Source organism: Streptomyces niveiscabiei (genome assembly GCF_033794345.1).
Classification (GTDB): Bacteria; Actinomycetota; Actinomycetes; order Streptomycetales; family Streptomycetaceae; genus Streptomyces; species Streptomyces niveiscabiei.
Window position 1 is genome coordinate 186,700 of record NZ_JARAYJ010000002.1, and the last position, 19,557, is coordinate 206,256.

Here is a 19,557-nt window from a genome sequence, read left to right on the forward strand (position 1 = left end):
TCTGGACTCCATGCGTGCCGCCTACATCACCGAACTCGGGCCGTCCCACGAGATCCGCCACGGCGAACTGCCCGAGCCGACCCCCGGACCGACCGACGTGCTGGTCGAGGTCGAGTGCACCACCGTCAACCCGGTCGACACCCTCGTGCGCTCCGGCCGCTTCCGCACCCCCGTCCCGCTGCCCCTGATCGTCAGCCGCGACCTCGTCGGTACGGTCGTGCGCGCCGGCTCCGGCTTCGCGGCCGGGGAGCGGGTGTGGACCAACAGCCTCGGCCACGGCGGCCGGCAGGGCGCCGCCGCCGAACGCGCCGTCGTCCCCGCCGACCGCCTCTACCGCCTGCCGCCCGGCGTCGACCCCGAGCGGGCCGTCACCGTGTTCCACCCCGGCGGCACGGCCTACCTGGCGCTGTTCACCCACGCGCGGGTGCGGCCGGGCGAGACGGTGTTCGTGGCGGGCGCGGCCGGGAACGTCGGAAGCGCCGTCGTGACGCTGGCCGTCGAGGCGGGCGCCCGGGTGGTGGCCACCGCCTCCGCCCAGGACGCCGACTACGTACGGGAGTTGGGCGCCGACGTCGTACTCGACTACCGGGAACCGGAGTTGGCGGCCCTCCGGGGCGCGATCGACGTCCACATCGACACCTTCGGCACCAACGACCTTGATGATGCGGTCGAGTTGATCGCACCCCGGGGGCGGATCGTGCTGCTCGCCGGGGTCGCCGCGCGGCCCGTGCTGCCGGTCGGGCCGTTCTACCAGAAGGACGCCTCGATCCTCGGGTTCGTCATCTCGCACGCGACGACCGACCAGCTCGCCGAGGCGGCGGTCACCGTCAACCGGCTCACGGCGTCGGGCCGGCTGCGGTCCCGGCGTACCGAGCGGGTGCCGCTGAGCGCGATGGCCGACGCCCATCTGCGCATGGAGAAGGGCGAGTTGCACGGCAGGCGGCTCGTCGTCCGGCCCGACCTCTCGTCGTGAGTTCTTAGGAGACGTGCAGTGGTACACCTTGTCGTGGTCGGCGGCGGGATCGGCGGTCTCGCCTCCGCGCTGGCCTTCGCCCGGCACGGCCATCGGGTCACCGTCCTGGAACGGCGCGAGGAGTTCACCGAACTCGGCGCCGGCATCCAGCTCGCCCCCAACGCCTACCACGCCCTCGACCGCATCGGCGTCGGCGCCGAGGTCCGGGCCCGGTCCGTGTTCGTCGACGAGCTGCGGCTCTACGACGGCACGACCGACGAACTCATCAACTCCATGCCGCTGACCGGGGGTTACCGGCGCCGGTTCGGCAACCCGTACGCCGTCGTGCACCGGACCGACCTGTACCGGCCGCTGCTCGACGCGTGCCGTGCGCGGTCCGGCGTGGAACTCGTCACCGGGGCTCCGGTGAGCGGGTACGGGCAGTCCCCGGACGGTGCCTGGGCGGTGCTCGGCGACGGTTCCCGCGTCGCCGGGGACGCCGTGATCGGCGCCGACGGCATCCGGTCCGCCGTACGCGGGCAGCTCCTCGGCGACGGGGAGCCGCGCGTGTCCGGGCACACCATCTACCGGTCCGTCATCCCCATGGACGGCGTGCCCGAGGAACTGCGCGCCAACGCCGTGTGCCTGTGGGCCGGGCCGCAGTGGCACTTCGTGCACTACCCCATCAGCGAGGGGCGAGAGCTGAACCTCGCCGCGACCCGCGACGACGGCGCCCTGACGGCCGTCGCCGGGGAAGCCGTCGAACGCGGCGTCGTCCTCGGGGAGTTCCCCGAACTCGGCGAGATCGCCGGGCGGCTGCTGCGGCTCGGGAACGGGTGGCGGCGCTGGGTGCTGTGCGACCGGGACCCCGTCGACACCTGGGTGGACGGCCGCGTCGCGCTCCTCGGCGACGCCGCGCACCCCATGCTCCAGTACGCCGCGCAGGGCGCCTGCCAGACCCTCGAAGACGCCGTGCTGCTCGGCGAGTTGCTCGGCCCGCAGATCTCCGCCGCCGCGCTGCCCGCCCGGCTCGGCGCGTACGCCGCACTGCGCCGCAGCCGCGCCGCCCGCGCCCAGCTGATCGCGCGCGAGATGGGACGGCAGGTCTACCACCCCGCCGGGGTCGCCGCGAAGGCGCGCAACGCCGAACTGTCCGCGCTCAGCGCCGACGAACTCCACGGAAAAGTCGAATGGCTGCACGGGGACCGGGAATTCCAGCGGACCGCGTGAATATCACTCCGTACAGAAACGGATCGGGAGAACGACATGGCAACTGATTACGAACGCCCGGGAGTCACCACATTCCAGGTGCGCGCCGAGATTTTCGTCGCCGCTTCCGCCGACAAGGTGTACGAGGTCGTCAGCGATCTCGGACGCAGCGGGGAGTGGAGCCCGGAGTGCCAGGGCGGCACCTGGATCAAGGGCGAACCCTCCACGGTCGGCGCGGTCTTCGAGGGCAAGAACCTGCGCGGCGCCGAGGCCGTGCCGTGGGCGCCGGTCATCCGGGGCGAGTGGTCGACGCTGTCCGAGGTCGTCGAGGCCGTGCCGGGCTCGGTGTTCCGGTGGATGATCCTCACGAGCGACGGCCGGCCGCAGGAGAGCACCTGGTCCTTCGAGATCTCGCCCGCCGAGGGGGGCGTAGTCCTGGTCCACCACTACCGGCTGGGCCGCCTCACCGAGGGCCTCTCGAAGATCTTCGCGTCCCTCGACGAGGCGGGGCGGGAACGGTTCGTGAAGGAGTGGAACGCGAAGCTGGCGGTGGATGTGGAGCGGACGGTGGCGGGGATCAAGAGGGTGATCGAAGGGGCGTGAGCGGTACCCCCGTACCCAGAAGGCCCGGCGTGCCGCCGGGCCTTCTGGTCGTACCAGCCGCTCGTGTGACGTCCGTACCTCTCTAGAGCCGCACGGGTACGGCCTTGGCCCCCGACTCGAACAGCGCCTCCACGGCCCGCGCCTGCCCCACCGCGTCCGCACGGCCGTACGGAGCGGGCCGGCCCTCCGCTATCGCGCGGGACACGTCGTCGAAGAGGATCCGGGAGACGGCGTACGACTCACCGCAGCGGTACGCCCCCTCCGCGTCCACCGGCAGGTACTCGCTCACCGGGTCGGCGTGCGGCGGCGGGCCCTGGCGCTGGAGTTCGACGCGGGTGATGTCCCGGCAGAACCAGGGGTCCTCCAGGACCAGCCGCCCCGTCGTCCCGACCAGCTCCAGCGCGTCGCCCCGGCACACCTCCTGGCCCACCTCGAACTGCGCCAGCACATCGCCGGGCAGCCGCAGGGTCGCCGCGAAGCTGTGGTCGAGCGCGCCGGGACGCCGTACCTCCTCCGCGTACACCCGCTCCGGCTCGCCCGCGAACATCCGGACGGCGGCCAGCGTGAACGACCCCAGATCGAGCATCCCTCCGCCCCCGCGCTCCGGGAACCGCCGGAAGTAGTCGCCGGGCAGGTTCGCGGTACAAGCCGCGTAGATGTACCGCAGCTCCCCGATCACCCCGTCGTCGACGAGCTTCTTCGCCAGCCGATGCTGCGGATGATGCCGCGAGAACACCCCCTCCACACACACCCGCCCGGCCTCCTCGGCCGCGTCGAACACCCGCTGCGTATCGGCCACCGACAACGCGAGCGGCTTCTCGACGACCACATGCTTCCCGGCCCGCAACGCCCTGACCGCCCACTCGGCGTGCTCGACGGGGTCCAGCGCCACGAACACGGCCTCGACACCGTCGTCCGCCAGCAACTCCTCCCGGCTGCGGTGGGCCCTGGCGATGTCCCACGTCCGCGCGTACTCCCGCGCGTCGTCGGCCGCCACCGCCACGAACTCCGCCGTCCGCGAGAACGCCTTCGCCTTCATGGCCACATCGGCGTACCCCCCGGTCACCAGCAGCCCCCAACGCACCTTCCGCATCCCCACCGTCCCTCCCGGGCCGGGCGGCCCTCACCCTCCACCCTGTGCGGGCGGCGGGCGAGGGCGGAAGCGGGACCTCCACACTCCGTCAGGTAAGGGGCGAGGTACCGGACACCGGCGTCACCGGCGTCATCTGGCAGGTCAGGAGTCCCCGAGCGTCTCGTGCGGGCCCGTCAGAAGTAGCCCAGCTTCTTCGGCGAGTACGACACGAGGAGGTTCTTGGTCTGCTGGTAGTGCTCCAGCATCATCTTGTGCGTCTCCCGGCCGATCCCCGACTGCTTGTAGCCGCCGAACGCCGCGTGCGCGGGGTACGCGTGGTAGCAGTTGGTCCAGACGCGGCCGGCCTGGATCGCGCGGCCCGCGCGGTACGCCGTGTTGACGTCGCGGGTCCAGACGCCCGCGCCGAGGCCGTACGCCGTGTCGTTGGCGATCTTGATGGCGTCGTCGAAGTCGTCGAACCCGGCGACGGAGACGACCGGCCCGAAGATCTCCTCCTGGAAGACGCGCATCCGGTTGTCGCCCTCGAAGATGGTCGGGCGGACGTAGTAGCCGCCCTTCAACTCGCCGTCGTACTCGGCGCGTTCCCCACCCGTGAGGACCTTCGCGCCCTCCTTCTGGCCGATCTCGATGTACGAGAGGATCTTCGCGAGCTGCTCGCTGGACGCCTGCGCGCCGATCATCGTCTCCGTGTCGAGCGGGTGCCCCGGCTTGATCAGCTCGGTGCGGGCGACGGCCGCGGCGAGGAAGTCGGGGTAGTTGCCGCGCTGGATGAGGCCCCGGGAGGGGCACGTGCATACCTCGCCCTGGTTCAGCGCGAACATCGTGAACCCTTCGAGGGCCTTGTCGCGCAGGTCGTCGTCCTTGTCCCAGACGTCGTCGAAGAAGATGTTCGGCGACTTCCCGCCCAGCTCCAGCGTCACCGGCTTCAGGTTCTGTGCCGCGTACTGCATGATCAGCCGCCCGGTCGCGGTCTCCCCGGTGAACGCGACCTTCGCCACGCGCGGGCTCGACGCGAGCGGCTTGCCCGCCTCCAGGCCGAAGCCGTTGACGATGTTCACGACACCCGGCGGCAGCAGGTCCGCTATCAGCGACATCCAGTAGTGGATCGACACGGGCGTCTGCTCGGCCGGCTTGATCACGACCGTGTTGCCCGCCGCCAGCGCCGGCGCGAGCTTCCACGTCGCCATCAGGATCGGGAAGTTCCACGGGATGATCTGCGCGACCACCCCGAGCGGCTCGTGGAAGTGGTACGCCACGGTGTCCTCGTCGACCTCGCTGAGCGAACCCTCCTGCGCGCGCACCGCCCCCGCGAAGTACCGGAAGTGGTCGATGGCGAGGGGGATGTCCGCAGCCAGTGTCTCGCGCACCGGCTTGCCGTTCTCCCAGCTCTCCGCGACCGCCAGCGCCTCCAGGTTCGCCTCCATCCGGTCGGCGATCCGCAGCAGGACGTCCGAACGCTCCGTCGCCGACCGCCGCCCCCACGCGGGCGCCGCCGCGTGCGCCGCGTCCAGCGCCTTCTCCACGTCCTCCGCCGTGCCCCGCGCGACCTCGGTGAACGGCTGCCCGTTCACCGGACTCGGGTTCTCGAAGTACTGCCCCCGCACCGGCGGCACGTACTCCCCGCCGATGAAGTGGTCGTAACGCCCCTGGTAGGAGACGAGCGCCCCCTCCGACCCGGGCGCGGCGTAACGAGTCATCCCATGCCTCCTTCACCGGCGCTGCCCGCCGTTGGACAGCTCCGACGGACGCTACGCACCCGGACGTTGCACCCACGTTGCACGACCGCCCGCAGCGGGCCGGTCTGTAGGAGGCCGGCCCGTACGAGGCCGGCGCCACCCGGCGACCTCCGTGCGACGCCGGTGTCGCGCGCCGCCCTCATGCCCCCCACCCTCCCCCCGCCGCCAACTCCGCCTCCAGCGCCGCCAGTCGCGCCCGCACGGGTGCTGTCGGCCGCACCGCCGCCAGCGCCCGCCACACCTCCAGGTCGTCCTCGCCCCACGGCGCGTGCGCCCAGTCGGACAGCAGGTCGGGGTCCTGGCAGGCGATCAGCGCCGCCCGCAACTCGTCCGCGAGCTGCCGCCTGAGCCGCGTCACCGCGGGCGCCCGCGACCCCGGCAGCAGCGGACCGCCGTACGCCGAGAGCGCTCCCGTCACCGCCCCGGCGGCGATCCTGCGCTCCACGACCGCCACGTCCGACTCCACCGGTACGGTCAGCCGGTACGGCCGCGACGCGAGCAACTCCGGGCCCAGCACCCCGCGCAGGCGGGCCAGTTCGGCGCGCAGCGTCACCGGCGGCACCGACTCGTCCTCGTACAGCGCGCACAGCAGCTCGTCCCCGGTCAGCCCCTCCGGGTGGCGGGCCAGCAGCACCACGATCTCGCTGTGCCGCCGGCTCAGCCGCACCGGCCTGCCGCCCACCGTCAGCCGCGCCTCGTCCCGCCCCAGCGCGGCCAGCTCGGGCGCCTCGACGGCGGGCCGCTCCCGCGCGAGCAGCGCCAACTGCCCCTCCGCCGCCCGCGCCACCGCCTGCACGAACCCCAGGCTGTGCGGATGCGCCAGCGCGTCCCCGCCCGTCACGTCGACGGCGCCCAGCACCCGCCCGGTGCGCGGGTCGTGCACCGGAGCCGCCGCGCAGGTCCACGGCTGGGCCTGCCGCGTGAAGTGCTCCGCCGCGAACACCTGCACCGGACGGTCCACCGCGACCGCCGTCCCCGGCGCGTTCGTCCCCACCGCGCTCTCCGCCCACCGCGCGCCGGGCACGAAGTTCATCCGCCCCGCACGCCGCCGGGTCGCCGCGTGCCCCTCGACCCACAGGAGACGGCCGTACGCGTCGCACACCGCGAGCAGATGCGCGCCGTCCGCCGCGAACGGCGCCATCAGCTCCCGCAGCAGCGGCATCACCGGCGCGAGCGGGTGCTCCGCGCGGTAGGCGCCGAGCGCGCCGTCCGACAGCTCCACGTCCGCCGTGCGGTCCGGCCCCACGCCGGCTCGCGCGGAACGCCGCCACGAGTCCGCGACGACCCGGCGGACCGGCTGGGCGACCGTCCCGGCCGCCGTGAACGCCTCGTGCGCCCGCCGCAGCGTACGGACTCGCTCGGCGGGGTCGGCCCCCGGTTCGAGGGCCACCCAGGGATCGGTCAACTCGGGCTCCTGGAGGGTGGGTCAAGCGGGACGGGAGGGGCTGGGGTGTTGGGTACTTGGTGGGCTTGGTGGGCTTGGTGGGCTTGGTGGTGGCGGAGTGGCGGAGTGGCGGAGTGGCGGAGTGGCGGGGGTGGTGTGGGCGGTGTGGCTGGGCGGTTGGTTGGAGGGGGCGGGGGCGAAGAAGTGAGAGGTCTGCGGACTGCGGTTCGCGCGCGGGAAGCGGGTGTTGGTGAGGGCCCCGCGCCGGGTGGGGGAGCGCGGCGCGTACGGTCTCGGGCGGTGGTCCTCGGTCATCGTCACTCCGGGCCCGGGCGCCGACAACCGTCGCGGCGGCACTCGCCGGAATCCGGTGTGCGCGGATCGGGTCAGACCTGGGCGACGAGTCTCATGTACCGCGCCCAGTCCCAGTTCCGGCCCGGGTCCGTGTGGTCGGTGCCCGGCACTTCGTAGTGGCCGATGATGTGCGCCCGGTCCCTGGGGATGCCGTACCGGTCGCAGACCGTCGCCGTGAGCCGCGCCGACCGCTCGTACATCGCGTCCGTGAAGTAGGCGGGCGGTCCACCCAGCCTTCGTGCTCGATGCCGACGCTGCGGGTGTTGTACTCCCAGTTCCCCGCGTGCCACGCGATGTCGGTCTCCCGCACGCACTGCGCGACCCGGCCGTCGGAGGAGCGGACCACGTAGTGCGCGGACACGTGTTTCTTCGGGTTCTGGAAGATCGTCAGCGCCTTGTCGAACGTCGTCTGCGTGACGTGGATGACGACGAGGTCGACGGGGTGCCGCTGCGAAGGGCGGTCGGAGGCGGTGTAGTTGGCGGTGTCCGCGGGGGCCCACAGCGCCGAGGGGTAGTCGGCCGCCTGGGTCTGTGCCCCGGCCCTCGGCTCGGGCAGCACCACGGAGGCCGCCGCCGCGAGCGCGGCTCCTTTGAGGAGGTGCCGCCGGTTGGGGAGGGGACTGGCTCGGTTCATGCAAGGCCCTTCTGTCGGTGGGGAGTTCGACGCTTCGCCGCTGCGGTGCGTGTGATCACACCGTACGGGGAGCGGGAAGTCCGCAAGAGGGCACTTCGGGAATCTGTGGACACGCTTGGACCTGTGGACAAGTCGATCACTCGAACGAGGTAATCGCGGGGCTGGGGGCGGGAGTTGTCCACAGGACGGATCGTTTCGCCTCGATGCGGAGGCGGCGCCGGCCCGGCGTTAAGTCCGACAACCCCACCCCCACCTCACCCCGCCCCGACACCGACCCCCACCGGATCGTCCAGCACCCCCCGCACCACCGAATGCGCGGCCCCCAGCAACGGCCCCTCCGACCCCAGCCGCGACACGGACACCGGACACACCGGCCCCGCCGTCCGCCGGGCCAGCTCCGCCTCCAGCGACGGCAGCAGCCACGGCGCGAGCCCGGCGAGCGCCCCGCCGAGGACGACCCCTTCCGGGTCCAGCAGGTTGACCGCCCCGGTGAGGGCGATCCCGAACGCGGTCCCCGCCTCCCGCAGGGCCCGCCGCGCCGCCTCGTCACCGTCCGCCGCGCGCCCCGCGAGCAGCCCGACCCGGTCGTTGCCGTCCGCGAGGCCGGCCGCCCGCAGCACGGCCTCCTCCCCGGCGTACTGCTCCAGGCACCCGTGCCCGCCGCACACGCACTCCGGCCCGTCGGGATGGACCGGCACATGCCCCAGTTCGCCCGCGAACCCCCGGGTGCCGCGCAGCAGCCCGCCGTCCACGACGACCGCCGCGCCGATCCCGATCTCGGCGGAGACGTGCAGGAAGTCCCGGGGCGTGTCGTCACCGAGCCAGAGTTCGGCGAGCGCACCGAGGTTGGCCTCGTTGTCCACGACGAACGCGGGCTGACCGGGCAGGAGTTCACCGAGGTCGACACCGTGCCAGTCGAGGTTCGGCGCGCGCACGACCGTACGCCCGTCCCGCGCCACGAGCCCCGGCACGGCGACGGAGAGCCCCGCCGCCCACAGCTCCTGCGTGCGTGCCTCGGCGACGACGTCCCGGACCAGGCCGTTCAGCTCCGCGACGACGGGCACGGGGGAGCGGCCCCGGTTGCTGCCCTGCCGCTCGGCACGCGCGCGTACCTCACCGCGCAGGTCGACCGCGCAGACGGCGAGATGGTCCACGCCGATCTCCGCGCCGATCCCGGCGGGGCCGCGCCGGGAGACGGCGAGCGCGGACCCCGGCCGGCCCACCCGCCCCGGCCGCTCGGGCCCCAGTTCCTCCAGCAGCCCCGCCCGTATCAGCTCGTCCACCAGCGTCGACACGGCCGTCCGCGTCAGCCCGATCCGCGAGGCCACCGCCGCGCGCGAGAGCGAACCCTCCGCGCTGACGGCGTGCATGACCCGCGCGAGGTTGCGCCGCCGCATGCCCTGCTGGGTGTCGGAGGACACCCGTCCGGTGGCGGCGGGGCGGGGGTCGTGCAGCGGGGCGGTCATACGGGGGTGTCCTTCGGTCGGCGGTGCTGGCGATGACGGCCGGGCCCTGCGGGGACGCGGAACCCACGGCCGACGGATGATGAGTCCGCCGGTGGGGCCTCCCGCGCGCGGGAGGACCGGTTCCGCCGGGTGGAACGGCGTGTCGCGCTCCCCGGAACCTCCGCGGAACCCCGGCGGTGCCTAGCTGTCGCCGAGCAGCCCCCCGGCATCCGCCAGCACCCCCGAGATCCGCTCCAGCGCCGCCTCGTCCCGCGTCACCGCCTCCAGCACCGGCCCGCGCGCGGTGTCCCACCGGCGCGCGACGGCCGACGGGTCCTCCCCGGTCAGCAGGCCGGCGGCCTGCGCGGCGGCGCCGAGGGCGACGAGTTCCTTGGCCTCGGGGACCTGGACGGGACGCCCGGACAGGCGCCGTACGGTCTCCTGCCAGGCACGCCCGCGCGCGCCGCCGCCGATGAGCAGCAGCGGCGCAGAGCGGTCCGCGTCCGCGTCGAGGACGAGGTCCAGCGCACCCAGCAGGGAGTGCACGGCGCCGTCGTAGGCGGCCTGGAGGAGCTGGCCGGCGGTCGTGTCGTGGCGCAGGCCGTGCAGGACGCCGGAGGCGTTCGGAAGGTTGGGGGTGCGCTCGCCGTCCAGGAAGGGCAGGAGGGTGACGCCCGTGGACGGCTCGACGGCCTCGCGGTCGAGGTTCAGCAGGGCGGCGACCTTGTCGACGGCCAGCGTGCAGTTGAGGGTGCAGGCGAGGGGGAGCCAGTCGCCGTGCGCGGCGGCGAAACCGGCCACTGTCCCGGTCGGGTCGGTGGGACGCCGCTTCGACACCGCGTAGACCGTCCCGGAGGTGCCCAGGCTCAGGACGGGCGCCCCGGGGCGCAGGCCGAGCCCCAGGGCCGCCGCCGCGTTGTCGCCGGTGCCGGCCGCGACCAGGGTGCCCTTGGCGAACGGCAGGCCGTGACCGTCCCGGACGGTGCCCGCGACCTCGCCGGGGCGCACCACGCGCGGGAGGAGCGCCGGGTCGAGGCCCACGTGCGCGAGGATCTCCTCGTCGTACGCTTCCGCCCCCGAGGCCCACCAGCCCGTCCCCGAGGCGTCCCCGCGGTCCGTGGTGCCCTCGCCGGTCAGCCGCCCGGTCAGGTAGTCGTGCGGCAGCCGTACGGCCTTCACGGCGCGCAGGGCCTCCGGTTCGTTCTCCGCGAGCCACGCCCACTTGGTGACCGTGAAGGAGGCCGCCGGGACGGAACCGGTGCGCTCGGCCCAGAACTTCGCGCCGCCCAGCTCCTCCGTCAGCCGGCGCGCCTGCGGGGCCGAGCGGACGTCGTTCCACAGCAGGGCGGGGCGGACCGGCTCGCCGGCGCCGTCCAGCGTCACCAGGCCGTGCTGCTGACCGCCGATCGACACCGCCGCGGCCTCGCGCGCGGGCTCACCGCACTGCCTGAGCGCCTCACCGAGGGCCTCCCACCACTGACGCGGGTCGCTCTCCCGCCCGGCCCCCGTGGAGACCGTGTGCGGGGCCTGGCCGCTCGCGACGACCTCGCCGGTCGCCACGTCGACGACGAGCGCCTTGGTCGACTGCGTGGACGAGTCCACGCCGACGACGAGCGGACCTTCGGCTGCTGACATCGGGCTCTCCCTCGAATTTCACGGCTCGGCGAGATCGGTCTTCCCTCGGCTGCTTCCGCATACTAATTTGTAAACGGCCATGACGAAATAGTCGTACGCAGCAAGGAGCCGCGGTATGAGCTACCAGCCCACCCCCGAGGACAGGTTCACCTTCGGCCTGTGGACCGTCGGCTGGCAGGGACGGGACCCCTTCGGCGACGCCACGCGCGGGGCCCTCGACCCGGTCGAGACCGTGCAGCGCCTGTCGGAACTCGGCGCCCACGGAGTCACCTTCCACGACGACGACCTGATCCCCTTCGGGTCTTCGGACAGCGAGCGCGAAGGCCACATCAAGCGCTTCCGCGAGGCCCTCGACGCGACCGGCATGAAGGTGCCGATGGCCACCACCAACCTCTTCACCCACCCCGTCTTCAAGGACGGCGCGTTCACCGCGAACGACCGCGACGTGCGCCGCTACGCGCTGCGCAAGACCATCCGCAACATCGACCTGGCCGTCGAGCTGGGCGCCGAGACGTACGTCGCCTGGGGCGGCCGTGAGGGCGCCGAGTCCGGCGCCGCCAAGGACGTGCGCGTGGCCCTCGACCGGATGAAGGAGGCGTTCGACCTCCTCGGCGAGTACGTCACCGCGCAGGGCTACGACCTGAAGTTCGCGATCGAGCCCAAGCCGAACGAGCCGCGCGGCGACATCCTCCTGCCGACCGTCGGCCACGCGCTGGCGTTCATCGAGCGCCTGGAGCGGCCCGAGCTGTACGGCGTGAACCCCGAGGTGGGCCACGAGCAGATGGCCGGCCTGAACTTCCCGCACGGCATCGCGCAGGCGCTGTGGGCGGGCAAGCTCTTCCACATCGACCTCAACGGCCAGAACGGCATCAAGTACGACCAGGACCTGCGCTTCGGCGCCGGTGACCTGCGCTCCGCGTTCTGGCTGGTCGACCTGCTGGAGAGCGCCGGGTACGCCGGTCCGAAGCACTTCGACTTCAAGCCCCCGCGCACCGAGGACTTCGACGGCGTGTGGGCGTCGGCGGCCGGCTGCATGCGCAACTACCTGATCCTCAAGGAGCGCGCGCTCGCCTTCCGCGCCGACCCGGAGGTCCAGGAGGCGCTGCGCGCGTCCCGTCTCGACGAGCTGGCCCAGCAGACCGCCGCCGACGGCCTCGACGCGCTCCTCGCCGACCGCGCCGCCTTCGAGGACTTCGACGTCGAGGCCGCCGCCGCGCGCGGGATGGCCTTCGAGCGCCTCGACCAGCTCGCCATGGACCACCTCCTGGGCGCCCGCGGCTGATCACGACTCCACGCGCGCGTGCCGGTTGGCGTACAGGGCGGCCGGGACGGGTGACCGTCCCGGCCGAACGGGCACGCGCGCGTGGGCGGCCGGCGGTCACACGCGCGGGGCTGGAGTCGTTCCCCGGCCCGGCCCGCCCGCTGCACCGGCGGTCACGCGCGCGGGGCTGGAGTCTCCTGCGTGCGTGCCCGGTGGGTCGAATACGCCGGAATCATGTCCTCCCTGACCTGAGCCGGTACCAACTCGCGCGCGGGACATGCCGCCCGCGCCCGGACGGGCCCAAAGTGGACACCATGGCCACTCCGCCCGTACCTCCGCATCCGCCCTCCGGCGGCTTCGGCGCGCCTCCGCCGTACGACGACGGCCGGCGCCCCTCACGGCCCCGCAGGCGCCGTACGTCCCTGTTCGCCGCCCTGGCCGCGCTGGTGGGCGTGGCGGTCGTCGTGATCGTCGTCCTGACGGCCTCCGGGGGCTCGGAGGGCGACGGCAAGCAGGGCGAAGAGCCCTCGACCGCCGCCAGCTCCTCCGCCACCCGCGGGCTGCCGAGCGGACTCGCCAGCCTCCTGCCGACGCGGCTCCCCACGGCCCTGCCGACCTCGGTCCCGAGCGACCTGATCCCGAGCGGACTGATCCCCAGCGATCTGGCCTCCCTGCTGCCGTGACTCACCACGGGTCCTCCCCACTGAGAACGGCCGCCGCCAGGGCTGTCGCCGGGTCGGGGGACGGGCCCCCGGCAGGCGCCCAACAGCCGTCCTGCCCGCGGTAGGGCCACCAGCGGCCGTCGCGGTCCAGGCGTATCTGCGCGGGCTCCCCGACGACGGTCCAGCGGTTGGCGTGCGCCCGCAGGGCGGGACGTTCGTCCGCGTCCCAGGCCGCCTCCAGCACCGCACGCGCGCGGGCCGACGCCTCGCCGTCGGGGGTCCACTCCTCGTCGAGGACGGCCAGCGCGCTCGCACCGCCCTCGCGCCACGCGCGTACGGCGAGGCCGAGGTCCGCGCGCCCTTCGGCGAGCCGCGCGCGGACGCCGGGGTCCGACGGGTCCGAGGCGGCGAGGCGGACCGCGTCCTGAGCGGGCGTCAACCCGGCGGCCGGGGGCGCCCCGCGGAGGGCCTCCCGCAGGAGCCGGTGCGCCTCCCGGGCCGTCTGCGCGGCCAGGAACTCCAGGGCGGCCGGGACGACGCCGTCCGGCGGCGCGGTCCCGGTGTCCAGGGAGGGCGGCACGCCGGGGGCGTCGGGAAGGTCCGGCGGGACAGGGAGCGGGGCGGGGACGGACGCGTACGCGTCGGCGGCGTCCACGCCCTCCCGGTGCCCCGGCGCGGCGGTGCGGGCCCGGAGGTCGTCCAGCAGGGTCCGCTCGGGGCGCCCGCGCAGCAGCAGGAGGACGAAGGGGTCCTCGTCCAGCACGCGGGCCACCAGATAGCACAGGGCCGTCGTGTGCGCGCAGTGGTCCCAGGCGCCGCAGTCGCAGGACGCCTCCAGCTCGCCCAGCCCCGGCAGGAGGTCCACGCCCGCGGTCGCCGCGTCCTCCACCAGATGCGGCGGCATCTCGCGGTCGAGCAGCGCGGCCATGTACCCGGCACGCTCCCCGGCCAGCGCCAGCAGCCGGTCCCACTGGGCCCCGGACAGCTCCGGGAGCAGCACGTCCGCGCGGTGCGCCGTGCCGTCCCGGTCCCGGACGACCGCCGTCGCACGGCCCGGCCGCACCGACACGGCGCCGACCGCGCCCCCGCGCGCGAGGCGGCGCCCGGCGCGGATCTGGGCACTGTCCAGGACCCCGTCCTCCAGCGCGGCCACCCAGCCCCGCCCCCACCAGGTGCGCGCGAACGCCTGCCCGCGCGCGGGAGCCGCCACCTCGAACGCCGGCTCCCCGTACCCGTCACGCCCGCTCATCGCGTCCCCCTCGCAGCTCCACCAGCTCGGCCAGCTCGGCGTCCGTCAGCTCCGTGAACGCCCGCTCCCCGCAGCCGAGCACCGCGTCGGCGAGTTCCCGCTTGCGCTCCAGCATCCGCGCGATGCGGTCCTCGACCGTCCCCTCGGCGATCAGCCGGTGCACCTGCACCGGCCGCGTCTGCCCGATCCGGTACGCCCGGTCGGTGGCCTGCGCCTCGACGGCGGGGTTCCACCAGCGGTCGTAGTGGACGACGTGCTCGGCCCGGGTGAGGTTCAGCCCCGTCCCGGCCGCCTTCAGCGACAGCAGGAACACCGGCACCTCCCCGTCCTGGAAACGGCCGACCATCGCCTCGCGTTCCCCGACCGGCGTTCCGCCGTGCAGGAACTGCGAAGGCACGCCCCGCGCGCGCAGGTGCTCCTCGACGATCCGGGCCATCGCCACGTACTGCGTGAACACCAGGACGGCCGCCCCTTCGGCGAGGGCGCCGTCGAGCAGCTCGTCGAGCAGCTCCAGCTTCCCGGACCGCCCGGCGATCCGTGGCCGCTCCTCCTTGAGGTACTGGGCGGGGTGGTTGCAGATCTGCTTGAGGCCGGTCAGCAGCTTGACGACGAGGCCGCGCCGCGCCATGTCGTCCGCGTCCGCGATCCGGGCGAGCGTCTCGCGCACCAACGCCTCGTACAGGCCCGCCTGTTCCGGCGTGAGCGACACCGGGCGGTCGCTCTCGGTCTTGGGCGGCAGCTCCGGGGCGATGCCCGGGTCGGACTTGCGGCGGCGCAGCAGGAACGGACCCACCAGCCGGGCGAGCCGCTCGGCGGCGGCCGGGTCGGCGCCCGTCTCGACGGCCCGCGCGTAGCGTGCGCGGAAGGCGGTGAGGCGGCCCAGCAGACCGGGCGTCGTCCAGTCCAGGATCGCCCACAGCTCGGAGAGGTTGTTCTCCACCGGGGTGCCGGTGAGCGCCACTCGCGCGCGGGCGCCGACGGTCCGCAGCGCGCGGGCGGTCGCCGCGTACGGGTTCTTCACGTGCTGCGCCTCGTCGGCGACGAGCAGCCCCCAGGGCACCTCGGCGAGCCGGGCCGCGTCCAGCCGCAGCGTGCCGTACGTGGTGAGGACGACCTCGCCGTCCGCGAGGGACTCCAGGTCCCGGCGCGGTCCGTGGAAGCGGCGTACGCGCGTGCCGGGCGCGAACCGCTCGATCTCCCGCTGCCAGTTGCCCATCAGGGACGTCGGGCAGACCACGAGCGTGGGCCCCGCCGACGCCGGGTCGGCCCGGCGGTGCAGGTGCAGCGCGATCAGCGTGACCGTCTTGCCGAGGCCCATGTCGTCGGCCAGACAGCAGCCGAGGCCCAGCGACGTCATTCGGGCGAGCCAGTCGAGACCGCGCCGCTGGTAGTCCCGCAGGGTCGCGGCGAGCGCGGCGGGCTGTGCCACCGGCTCCTGCCCGCCGGACGGCGCGAGGCGCTCCCGCAGGCCCTCCAGCCACCGCGTGGACTGCACGTCGACGAGTCGGCCGTCGATCTCCGCCGAGCCCGTCAGAGCGGCGCCCAGGGCCTCCATCGGGTCGAGCTTGCGGTCCTGCCGGGAGCGGGCGAGGCGGACCTCCTGAGGGTCGATCAGAACCCACTGCCCGCGCAGCCGTACGAGCGGACGGTTCGCCTCCGCGAGCCGGTCCAGCTCCTCGCGGGTGAGCTGCTGACCGCCCAGCGCGAACCACCAGCCGACGCCCACCATCGCGTCGGCGGGCAGGAAGGAGGGCGCCTCGCCCGGCCCGTCCGGCGGGCCCACCAGCGCGCGCGTGGTGAGCGTTCGGGCCAGCTCCCTCGGCCAGTGCACCTCGACCCCGGCGGCGGCAAGCGCCCGCGCGCCGCTGCCGAGGAGGTCCTCGACGTCGTCGTCCAGGAGGTTCACGGCGTCCGGGACGGCGGCCGACAGCAGGGGCGTGAGCACGGGCCAGGCGCGCGCCGCGCGACGCAGTGCCAGCAGGACGTCCATGCGCGCGCCGGGGCCGAAGGACCGCACCGCGTCCTCGCGCGGGTGCCCCGGGAGCGGCTGGGCACCGTGTCCCCGGCCGGCCTCGACCTCGCGCGCCTGCCCCGCCGCCGCGCCGGGTTCCGTGCCGTCGCCCGTCGCGGCCCACACCTCCGCCGTGTCCGCGATCACCCCGGGATCGGCGGCGGAACGGACCTGCGGTACCACGCGGAACCTCGGCGTCTCCTCGGGCCCGTCGAGCCCCGACACCTCGACGCGCAGCGAGATCCGCACCCCGGCGTCCTGACCCGCCGCGATGTCGGCGGCCCACGCGCGGGCCTGCGGCAGGCGCCGGGGGAGCGGCGACGCGTAAGCGGGACCTCCCGTCACGAGCGGTGCGGCGGGCGAGCGCGGCAGGGCGTCGGCGACCGCGTCCAGGAAGGCCCGCAGCAGCCGCTCGGGGACGGGCAGACGCGGTTCGGGGCCGTCGTCGACGGGCACGGCGTGCGCCTCGGGCGGCATCGCGCCGGCGAGCCGCCGGATCCGCTCGACGTCGTCCTGGCCGAGAGGGCCGACCCGCCACGCGTCGTGGTCGCCGGGGGAGAGGCCGGGCAGCAGGAGCCCGCGCGCCACGAACTGGAGTGCCAGGAGCGCGGCGGCGCCCCAGAAGGCGGCCGACGGATGCGCGTCCGGCGCGACCCGCGCACGCGTGAGCAGCGGCAGCGCCTCGCGCGCGGGCACGAAGGCGGCGGGGACCTCGACGGTCTCGACGCCCGCGCCCGCAGGACGCACGACGCGCAGGCTTCCCGCGGAGCCGACCGGGGGCAGTGCACCGCCGTCCGGGCGCCAGAGGGCGACGCGGCCGGTGCGGGCCGGGTCGCCGGGCACGAACACGGCGTGGCAGCGGGACGGTTCGGGGACGTCGGGGGGTGCTTCGGCGGGAACCCTCTGCACGGAGATGACCGCACTCCTCAAGTTTGACTAGCTAAGCCGGGGTCGCCGAGGGTACAGCATGGGAAGGGGCCGGCGGCAACGGTCCCTCAGGGACGTGTCGGGGTCCGGTCTCAGGGACGTCTCAGGGTCGGCGGTCGGAACCGCGGGCCGCGTGGAGCCGTTCTCAGAGCAGAGAGCGGCAGTGGCCGCGAAGGAGGCGACGTACATGTCGAAGAACGCGAAGATCGCCGCAGGAGGGGTGGCGGCCGGGATCCTCCTGCTGATCTGGCTGCCCTGGTGGGCGGCGCTGTTGATCGTGATAGGGGTCCCGACGGCCGCGTACCTCACGCTGGACCCGTCCCAGCGGCGCAGGCTGCGCCGCATCAGCCGCAAGGAGCTCGGCCGCTGAGCGCGAGGCCGGGTGCCCGCCCGCGCGGGCGGGCACCCGGCTCAGCTCGGCCGCACGGCCATCCGGTCCAGCGCCTCGAGCAGCCCCGGAAGCTCCGGCCCCCGGCCGACGGGCAGTACCTCACCGGGCTTGTCGTCGAGGAGCACGAAGGCGATGTCGTCCGTGCGGGCCACCAGCGACCAGCCGGGCCCGTCCGCCCGGAGCATGCGCGCCTCGCCCGGCGCGAAGGAGGACCGCACCCGGCCCAGCGGAGGAGGCGTGTCGACGTAGGCGCGGGCCTCCGCGAGGACCCGCCGGACGTCGCTGGGGCGTTCGCCGGCGTCCGGCTCGCGACGGGGCTCGAACTTCGAGTCGTCGATCTGCTCGCGCCACGTCGTCCACTGGAGCGCTATCTCGTCGGCGCCCAGCCGCCGCTGCGCCGAGCCCCACCCGGTCGTGTCCGGCGGGACCAGCGCGGGCCCGTCGGCGGCCTCGGGGGCCGGGTCGTGCGGCGCGGGCACGCCGGGCGCCGCGACGGCCACCGGGAGCGGCCAGCCCGGCAGACCGGCGACGACCGTCCGGTCGTCCGGCGACAGGTCGTACTCCATCCCGCAGTCCCAGGAGGCGATCGCGACCGCCACCAGCGACACGTCGTCGACGACCACGGTCCACCGCGCGCCCACGCCGTCCTGGCCGAGCACCAGCCCGTACCCGTCCGCGAGGGGCGCGAGGCCGAGCGCGGCGCACGCCTCCGGGTAGTCGTCGCCCAGCGCGCTCGGGAACTGGGCAGGCGTCAGCAGCACCGCCGTGAGCACATACAGCGCGTCATCGGCGGCAACGAGGTCCTCGCCGCCCTCGTCCGTCCCGGCCATCCCAGCCTCCCCGTGGGTTCGTCCAACGGCGCGCACCCTAGTGCGCCCGCGACACGCTTGTCACGACTCCCAGACGGACCCGGAGCTGCTGTTCTCGTGAAGACCGCGAAGACGGGGACGAATCGTCCCGTGTCAGGCGGCCGGGAGCCCGAGGAGTGCGCGGGCGACGGCCTGCGGGGACTCGTCGCGCTCGCGCGCGAGGGCCACCACCGCGCGGCAGGCCAGCTCGCGGACCCCGAACGAGAGCGCCTCCGGCGACACCCAGGCGGTCGCCTCGTCGATCCGGTCCCGGTCGTCCTCGGCGCACGCCGCGACGTACACGGCCGCCGCCTCGAACAGGTTCGGCACCCGCTCGCGCCGTTCCCGCGCACCGGTCACCTTCTCCCAGACCCTGCGGAACCCGCGTGTCACACGGACCACCCTCCTCCTGCTCGACGGCACGGCCGGGCGCTCGCCCCCTGTTTTCCCAACGTAAGGTCGGAACCACCCCCGCAGAAGAGGCCGGCACGGCCTCAGCGCGCGCGTACCGCCAGCGCGAGGAAACGGTCGTCCTCGTCGGTGTACGACGTCATCCGCCAGCCCGAACCGGCCAGCAGCGGCCGGAGGTTGGGCTCGGCACGCAGATCGTCCGCCGTGAGGGGGCGCCCGTGACGGGCCGCCAGGGCCGCGCGGCCGACGGGGTGGAAGAGCGCCAGCGTCCCGCCGGGCCGGACCACGCGCGCCAACTCCCGCAGACCGCGGGCGGCGTCACCGAGGTGCGCGATCAGCCCCGCAGCGAACACGGCGTCCAGCGCAGCGTCCCGCAACGGCAGCGCGGAGACGTCGGTGAGCAGCAACTGCCCGTGACGGTCCTGCCCGGCCTCCACGGCGGCCCGGAGCATCGCCGGGGTCACATCGGCCCCCAGGACCGCCCCTGAGGCCCCCACGGCGGCCCTGAGGGGCGGCAGGGCCCGTCCGGTGCCGCAGCCGGCGTCCAGCACCCGGTCGCCCGGCCGCAGCCCCAGGGCGGCCACCGCCGCCGCGTACGCGGGCCCGTCGCCCGCGAACTTGGCATCCCACGTCGCCGCGCGGGACGTGAAGAACTCCTGGACGTGTGTGCGGTCGTCGCTCATGGACGCATGATGACGCACCGACACGGAGACACCCGCAGTGCGCATGTTCGGACGCCACGTGATCGGTAA

16 protein-coding genes and 1 pseudogene are annotated in these 19,557 nt (G+C 74.5%); 6 read left to right on the forward strand and 11 right to left on the reverse strand.

The window, feature by feature from the left end:
- Positions 1–10: 10 nt before the first annotated feature.
- From PV682_RS03100 to PV682_RS03110, 3 genes are read left to right on the forward strand one after another with little or no spacing between them, the layout of a single operon-like run.
- Positions 11–973 carry an NADPH:quinone reductase gene (locus PV682_RS03100; RefSeq protein WP_319723705.1) on the forward strand — a complete coding sequence of 321 codons (963 nt, stop codon included), beginning with the start codon at positions 11–13 and terminating at the stop codon, positions 971–973.
- Positions 974–991: 18 nt separating this feature from the next.
- Entirely contained in the window at positions 992–2,182 is a 1,191-nt protein-coding gene (locus tag PV682_RS03105) for an FAD-dependent oxidoreductase (protein ID WP_319723707.1), read from the forward strand.
- A gap of 36 nt (positions 2,183–2,218) precedes the next feature.
- Positions 2,219–2,764, forward strand: coding sequence for an SRPBCC family protein (locus PV682_RS03110; protein ID WP_319723709.1), 546 nt, complete (start codon positions 2,219–2,221; stop codon positions 2,762–2,764).
- An 82-nt stretch (positions 2,765–2,846) separates the two neighbouring features.
- Here PV682_RS03110 and PV682_RS03115 read toward each other — a convergent pair whose 3' ends face one another.
- The 6 genes and pseudogenes from PV682_RS03115 to xylB form a co-directional block, all read right to left on the reverse strand.
- Positions 2,847–3,857 (reverse strand): Gfo/Idh/MocA family protein, encoded by a 1,011-nt coding sequence (locus tag PV682_RS03115; RefSeq protein WP_319723711.1) that lies wholly within the window; start codon positions 3,855–3,857, stop codon positions 2,847–2,849.
- Positions 3,858–4,030: 173 nt separating this feature from the next.
- Positions 4,031–5,554, reverse strand: a complete 1,524-nt coding sequence (exaC, locus tag PV682_RS03120; RefSeq protein WP_319723714.1) for an acetaldehyde dehydrogenase ExaC — start codon at positions 5,552–5,554, stop codon at positions 4,031–4,033.
- 178 nt (positions 5,555–5,732) lie between these two features.
- The gene (locus PV682_RS03125; RefSeq protein ID WP_319723716.1) at positions 5,733–6,998 is read right to left on the reverse strand and encodes a GAF domain-containing protein; all 1,266 of its coding nucleotides are present in this window, start codon (positions 6,996–6,998) and stop codon (positions 5,733–5,735) included.
- Positions 6,999–7,363: 365 nt separating this feature from the next.
- Positions 7,364–7,965, reverse strand: a pseudogene (locus PV682_RS03130) (N-acetylmuramoyl-L-alanine amidase).
- A 254-nt stretch (positions 7,966–8,219) separates the two neighbouring features.
- Positions 8,220–9,431 (reverse strand): ROK family transcriptional regulator, encoded by a 1,212-nt coding sequence (locus PV682_RS03135; RefSeq protein WP_319723718.1) that lies wholly within the window; start codon positions 9,429–9,431, stop codon positions 8,220–8,222.
- Between the two features lie 180 nt (positions 9,432–9,611).
- Positions 9,612–11,045, reverse strand: a complete 1,434-nt coding sequence (gene xylB / locus PV682_RS03140) for a xylulokinase (protein ID WP_319723720.1) — start codon at positions 11,043–11,045, stop codon at positions 9,612–9,614.
- Between the two features lie 115 nt (positions 11,046–11,160).
- On the opposite strand from xylB, the gene xylA reads away from it, so the two are divergent.
- Positions 11,161–12,327: a xylose isomerase gene (gene xylA, locus PV682_RS03145; RefSeq protein ID WP_319723721.1), complete on the forward strand. Its 1,167-nt coding sequence runs from the start codon at positions 11,161–11,163 to the stop codon at positions 12,325–12,327.
- A 293-nt stretch (positions 12,328–12,620) separates the two neighbouring features.
- Complete coding sequence (locus tag PV682_RS03150) at positions 12,621–12,989, forward strand: hypothetical protein (protein ID WP_319723723.1); 369 nt, start codon at positions 12,621–12,623, stop codon at positions 12,987–12,989.
- A gap of 1 nt (position 12,990) precedes the next feature.
- On the opposite strand, the gene PV682_RS03155 is transcribed toward PV682_RS03150, so the two are convergent.
- Positions 12,991–14,217, reverse strand: coding sequence for an SWF or SNF family helicase (locus tag PV682_RS03155; RefSeq protein ID WP_319723724.1), 1,227 nt, complete (start codon positions 14,215–14,217; stop codon positions 12,991–12,993).
- Positions 14,204–17,137, reverse strand: coding sequence for a DEAD/DEAH box helicase (locus tag PV682_RS03160; protein ID WP_319723726.1), 2,934 nt, complete (start codon positions 17,135–17,137; stop codon positions 14,204–14,206). The genes PV682_RS03155 and PV682_RS03160 overlap by 14 nt, the downstream gene beginning before the upstream one ends.
- A 205-nt stretch (positions 17,138–17,342) precedes the next feature.
- Here PV682_RS03160 and PV682_RS03165 point away from each other — a divergent pair, with 205 nt between their 5' ends.
- A complete protein-coding gene (locus PV682_RS03165) occupies positions 17,343–17,525 on the forward strand; it encodes a hypothetical protein (protein WP_055724660.1) in 183 nt (60 codons plus the stop codon).
- 41 nt (positions 17,526–17,566) lie between these two features.
- Here the strand turns inward: PV682_RS03165 and PV682_RS03170 are convergent, their stop codons facing one another.
- The 3 genes from PV682_RS03170 to PV682_RS03180 all read right to left on the reverse strand — a co-directional run bounded on the left by PV682_RS03170 (position 17,567) and on the right by PV682_RS03180 (position 19,488).
- Entirely contained in the window at positions 17,567–18,376 is an 810-nt protein-coding gene (locus PV682_RS03170; protein WP_319723728.1) for a hypothetical protein, read from the reverse strand.
- 132 nt (positions 18,377–18,508) lie between these two features.
- On the reverse strand, positions 18,509–18,787 hold the full coding sequence (locus PV682_RS03175) for a hypothetical protein (protein ID WP_407705586.1): 279 nt from the start codon (positions 18,785–18,787) through the stop codon (positions 18,509–18,511).
- A gap of 101 nt (positions 18,788–18,888) precedes the next feature.
- The gene (locus tag PV682_RS03180; RefSeq protein WP_319723730.1) at positions 18,889–19,488 is read right to left on the reverse strand and encodes a class I SAM-dependent methyltransferase; all 600 of its coding nucleotides are present in this window, start codon (positions 19,486–19,488) and stop codon (positions 18,889–18,891) included.
- Positions 19,489–19,557: the final 69 nt, after the last annotated feature.

Excerpts from the sequence above, each read along its gene's own strand:
- PV682_RS03100 (WP_319723705.1), top strand. The coding sequence starts at position 11 with ATGCGTGCCGCCTACATCACCGAACTCGGGCCGTCCCACGAGATCCGC.
- PV682_RS03110 (WP_319723709.1), top strand. The coding sequence starts at position 2,219 with ATGGCAACTGATTACGAACGCCCGGGAGTCACCACATTCCAGGTGCGC.
- PV682_RS03115 (WP_319723711.1), bottom strand. The coding sequence starts at position 3,857 with ATGCGGAAGGTGCGTTGGGGGCTGCTGGTGACCGGGGGGTACGCCGAT.
- exaC (WP_319723714.1), bottom strand. The coding sequence starts at position 5,554 with ATGACTCGTTACGCCGCGCCCGGGTCGGAGGGGGCGCTCGTCTCCTAC.
- PV682_RS03135 (WP_319723718.1), bottom strand. The coding sequence starts at position 9,431 with ATGACCGCCCCGCTGCACGACCCCCGCCCCGCCGCCACCGGACGGGTG.
- xylB (WP_319723720.1), bottom strand. The coding sequence starts at position 11,045 with ATGTCAGCAGCCGAAGGTCCGCTCGTCGTCGGCGTGGACTCGTCCACG.
- xylA (WP_319723721.1), top strand. The coding sequence starts at position 11,161 with ATGAGCTACCAGCCCACCCCCGAGGACAGGTTCACCTTCGGCCTGTGG.
- PV682_RS03150 (WP_319723723.1), top strand. The coding sequence starts at position 12,621 with ATGGCCACTCCGCCCGTACCTCCGCATCCGCCCTCCGGCGGCTTCGGC.
- PV682_RS03155 (WP_319723724.1), bottom strand. The coding sequence starts at position 14,217 with ATGAGCGGGCGTGACGGGTACGGGGAGCCGGCGTTCGAGGTGGCGGCT.
- PV682_RS03165 (WP_055724660.1), top strand. The coding sequence starts at position 17,343 with ATGTCGAAGAACGCGAAGATCGCCGCAGGAGGGGTGGCGGCCGGGATC.
- PV682_RS03170 (WP_319723728.1), bottom strand. The coding sequence starts at position 18,376 with ATGGCCGGGACGGACGAGGGCGGCGAGGACCTCGTTGCCGCCGATGAC.
- PV682_RS03180 (WP_319723730.1), bottom strand. The coding sequence starts at position 19,488 with ATGAGCGACGACCGCACACACGTCCAGGAGTTCTTCACGTCCCGCGCG.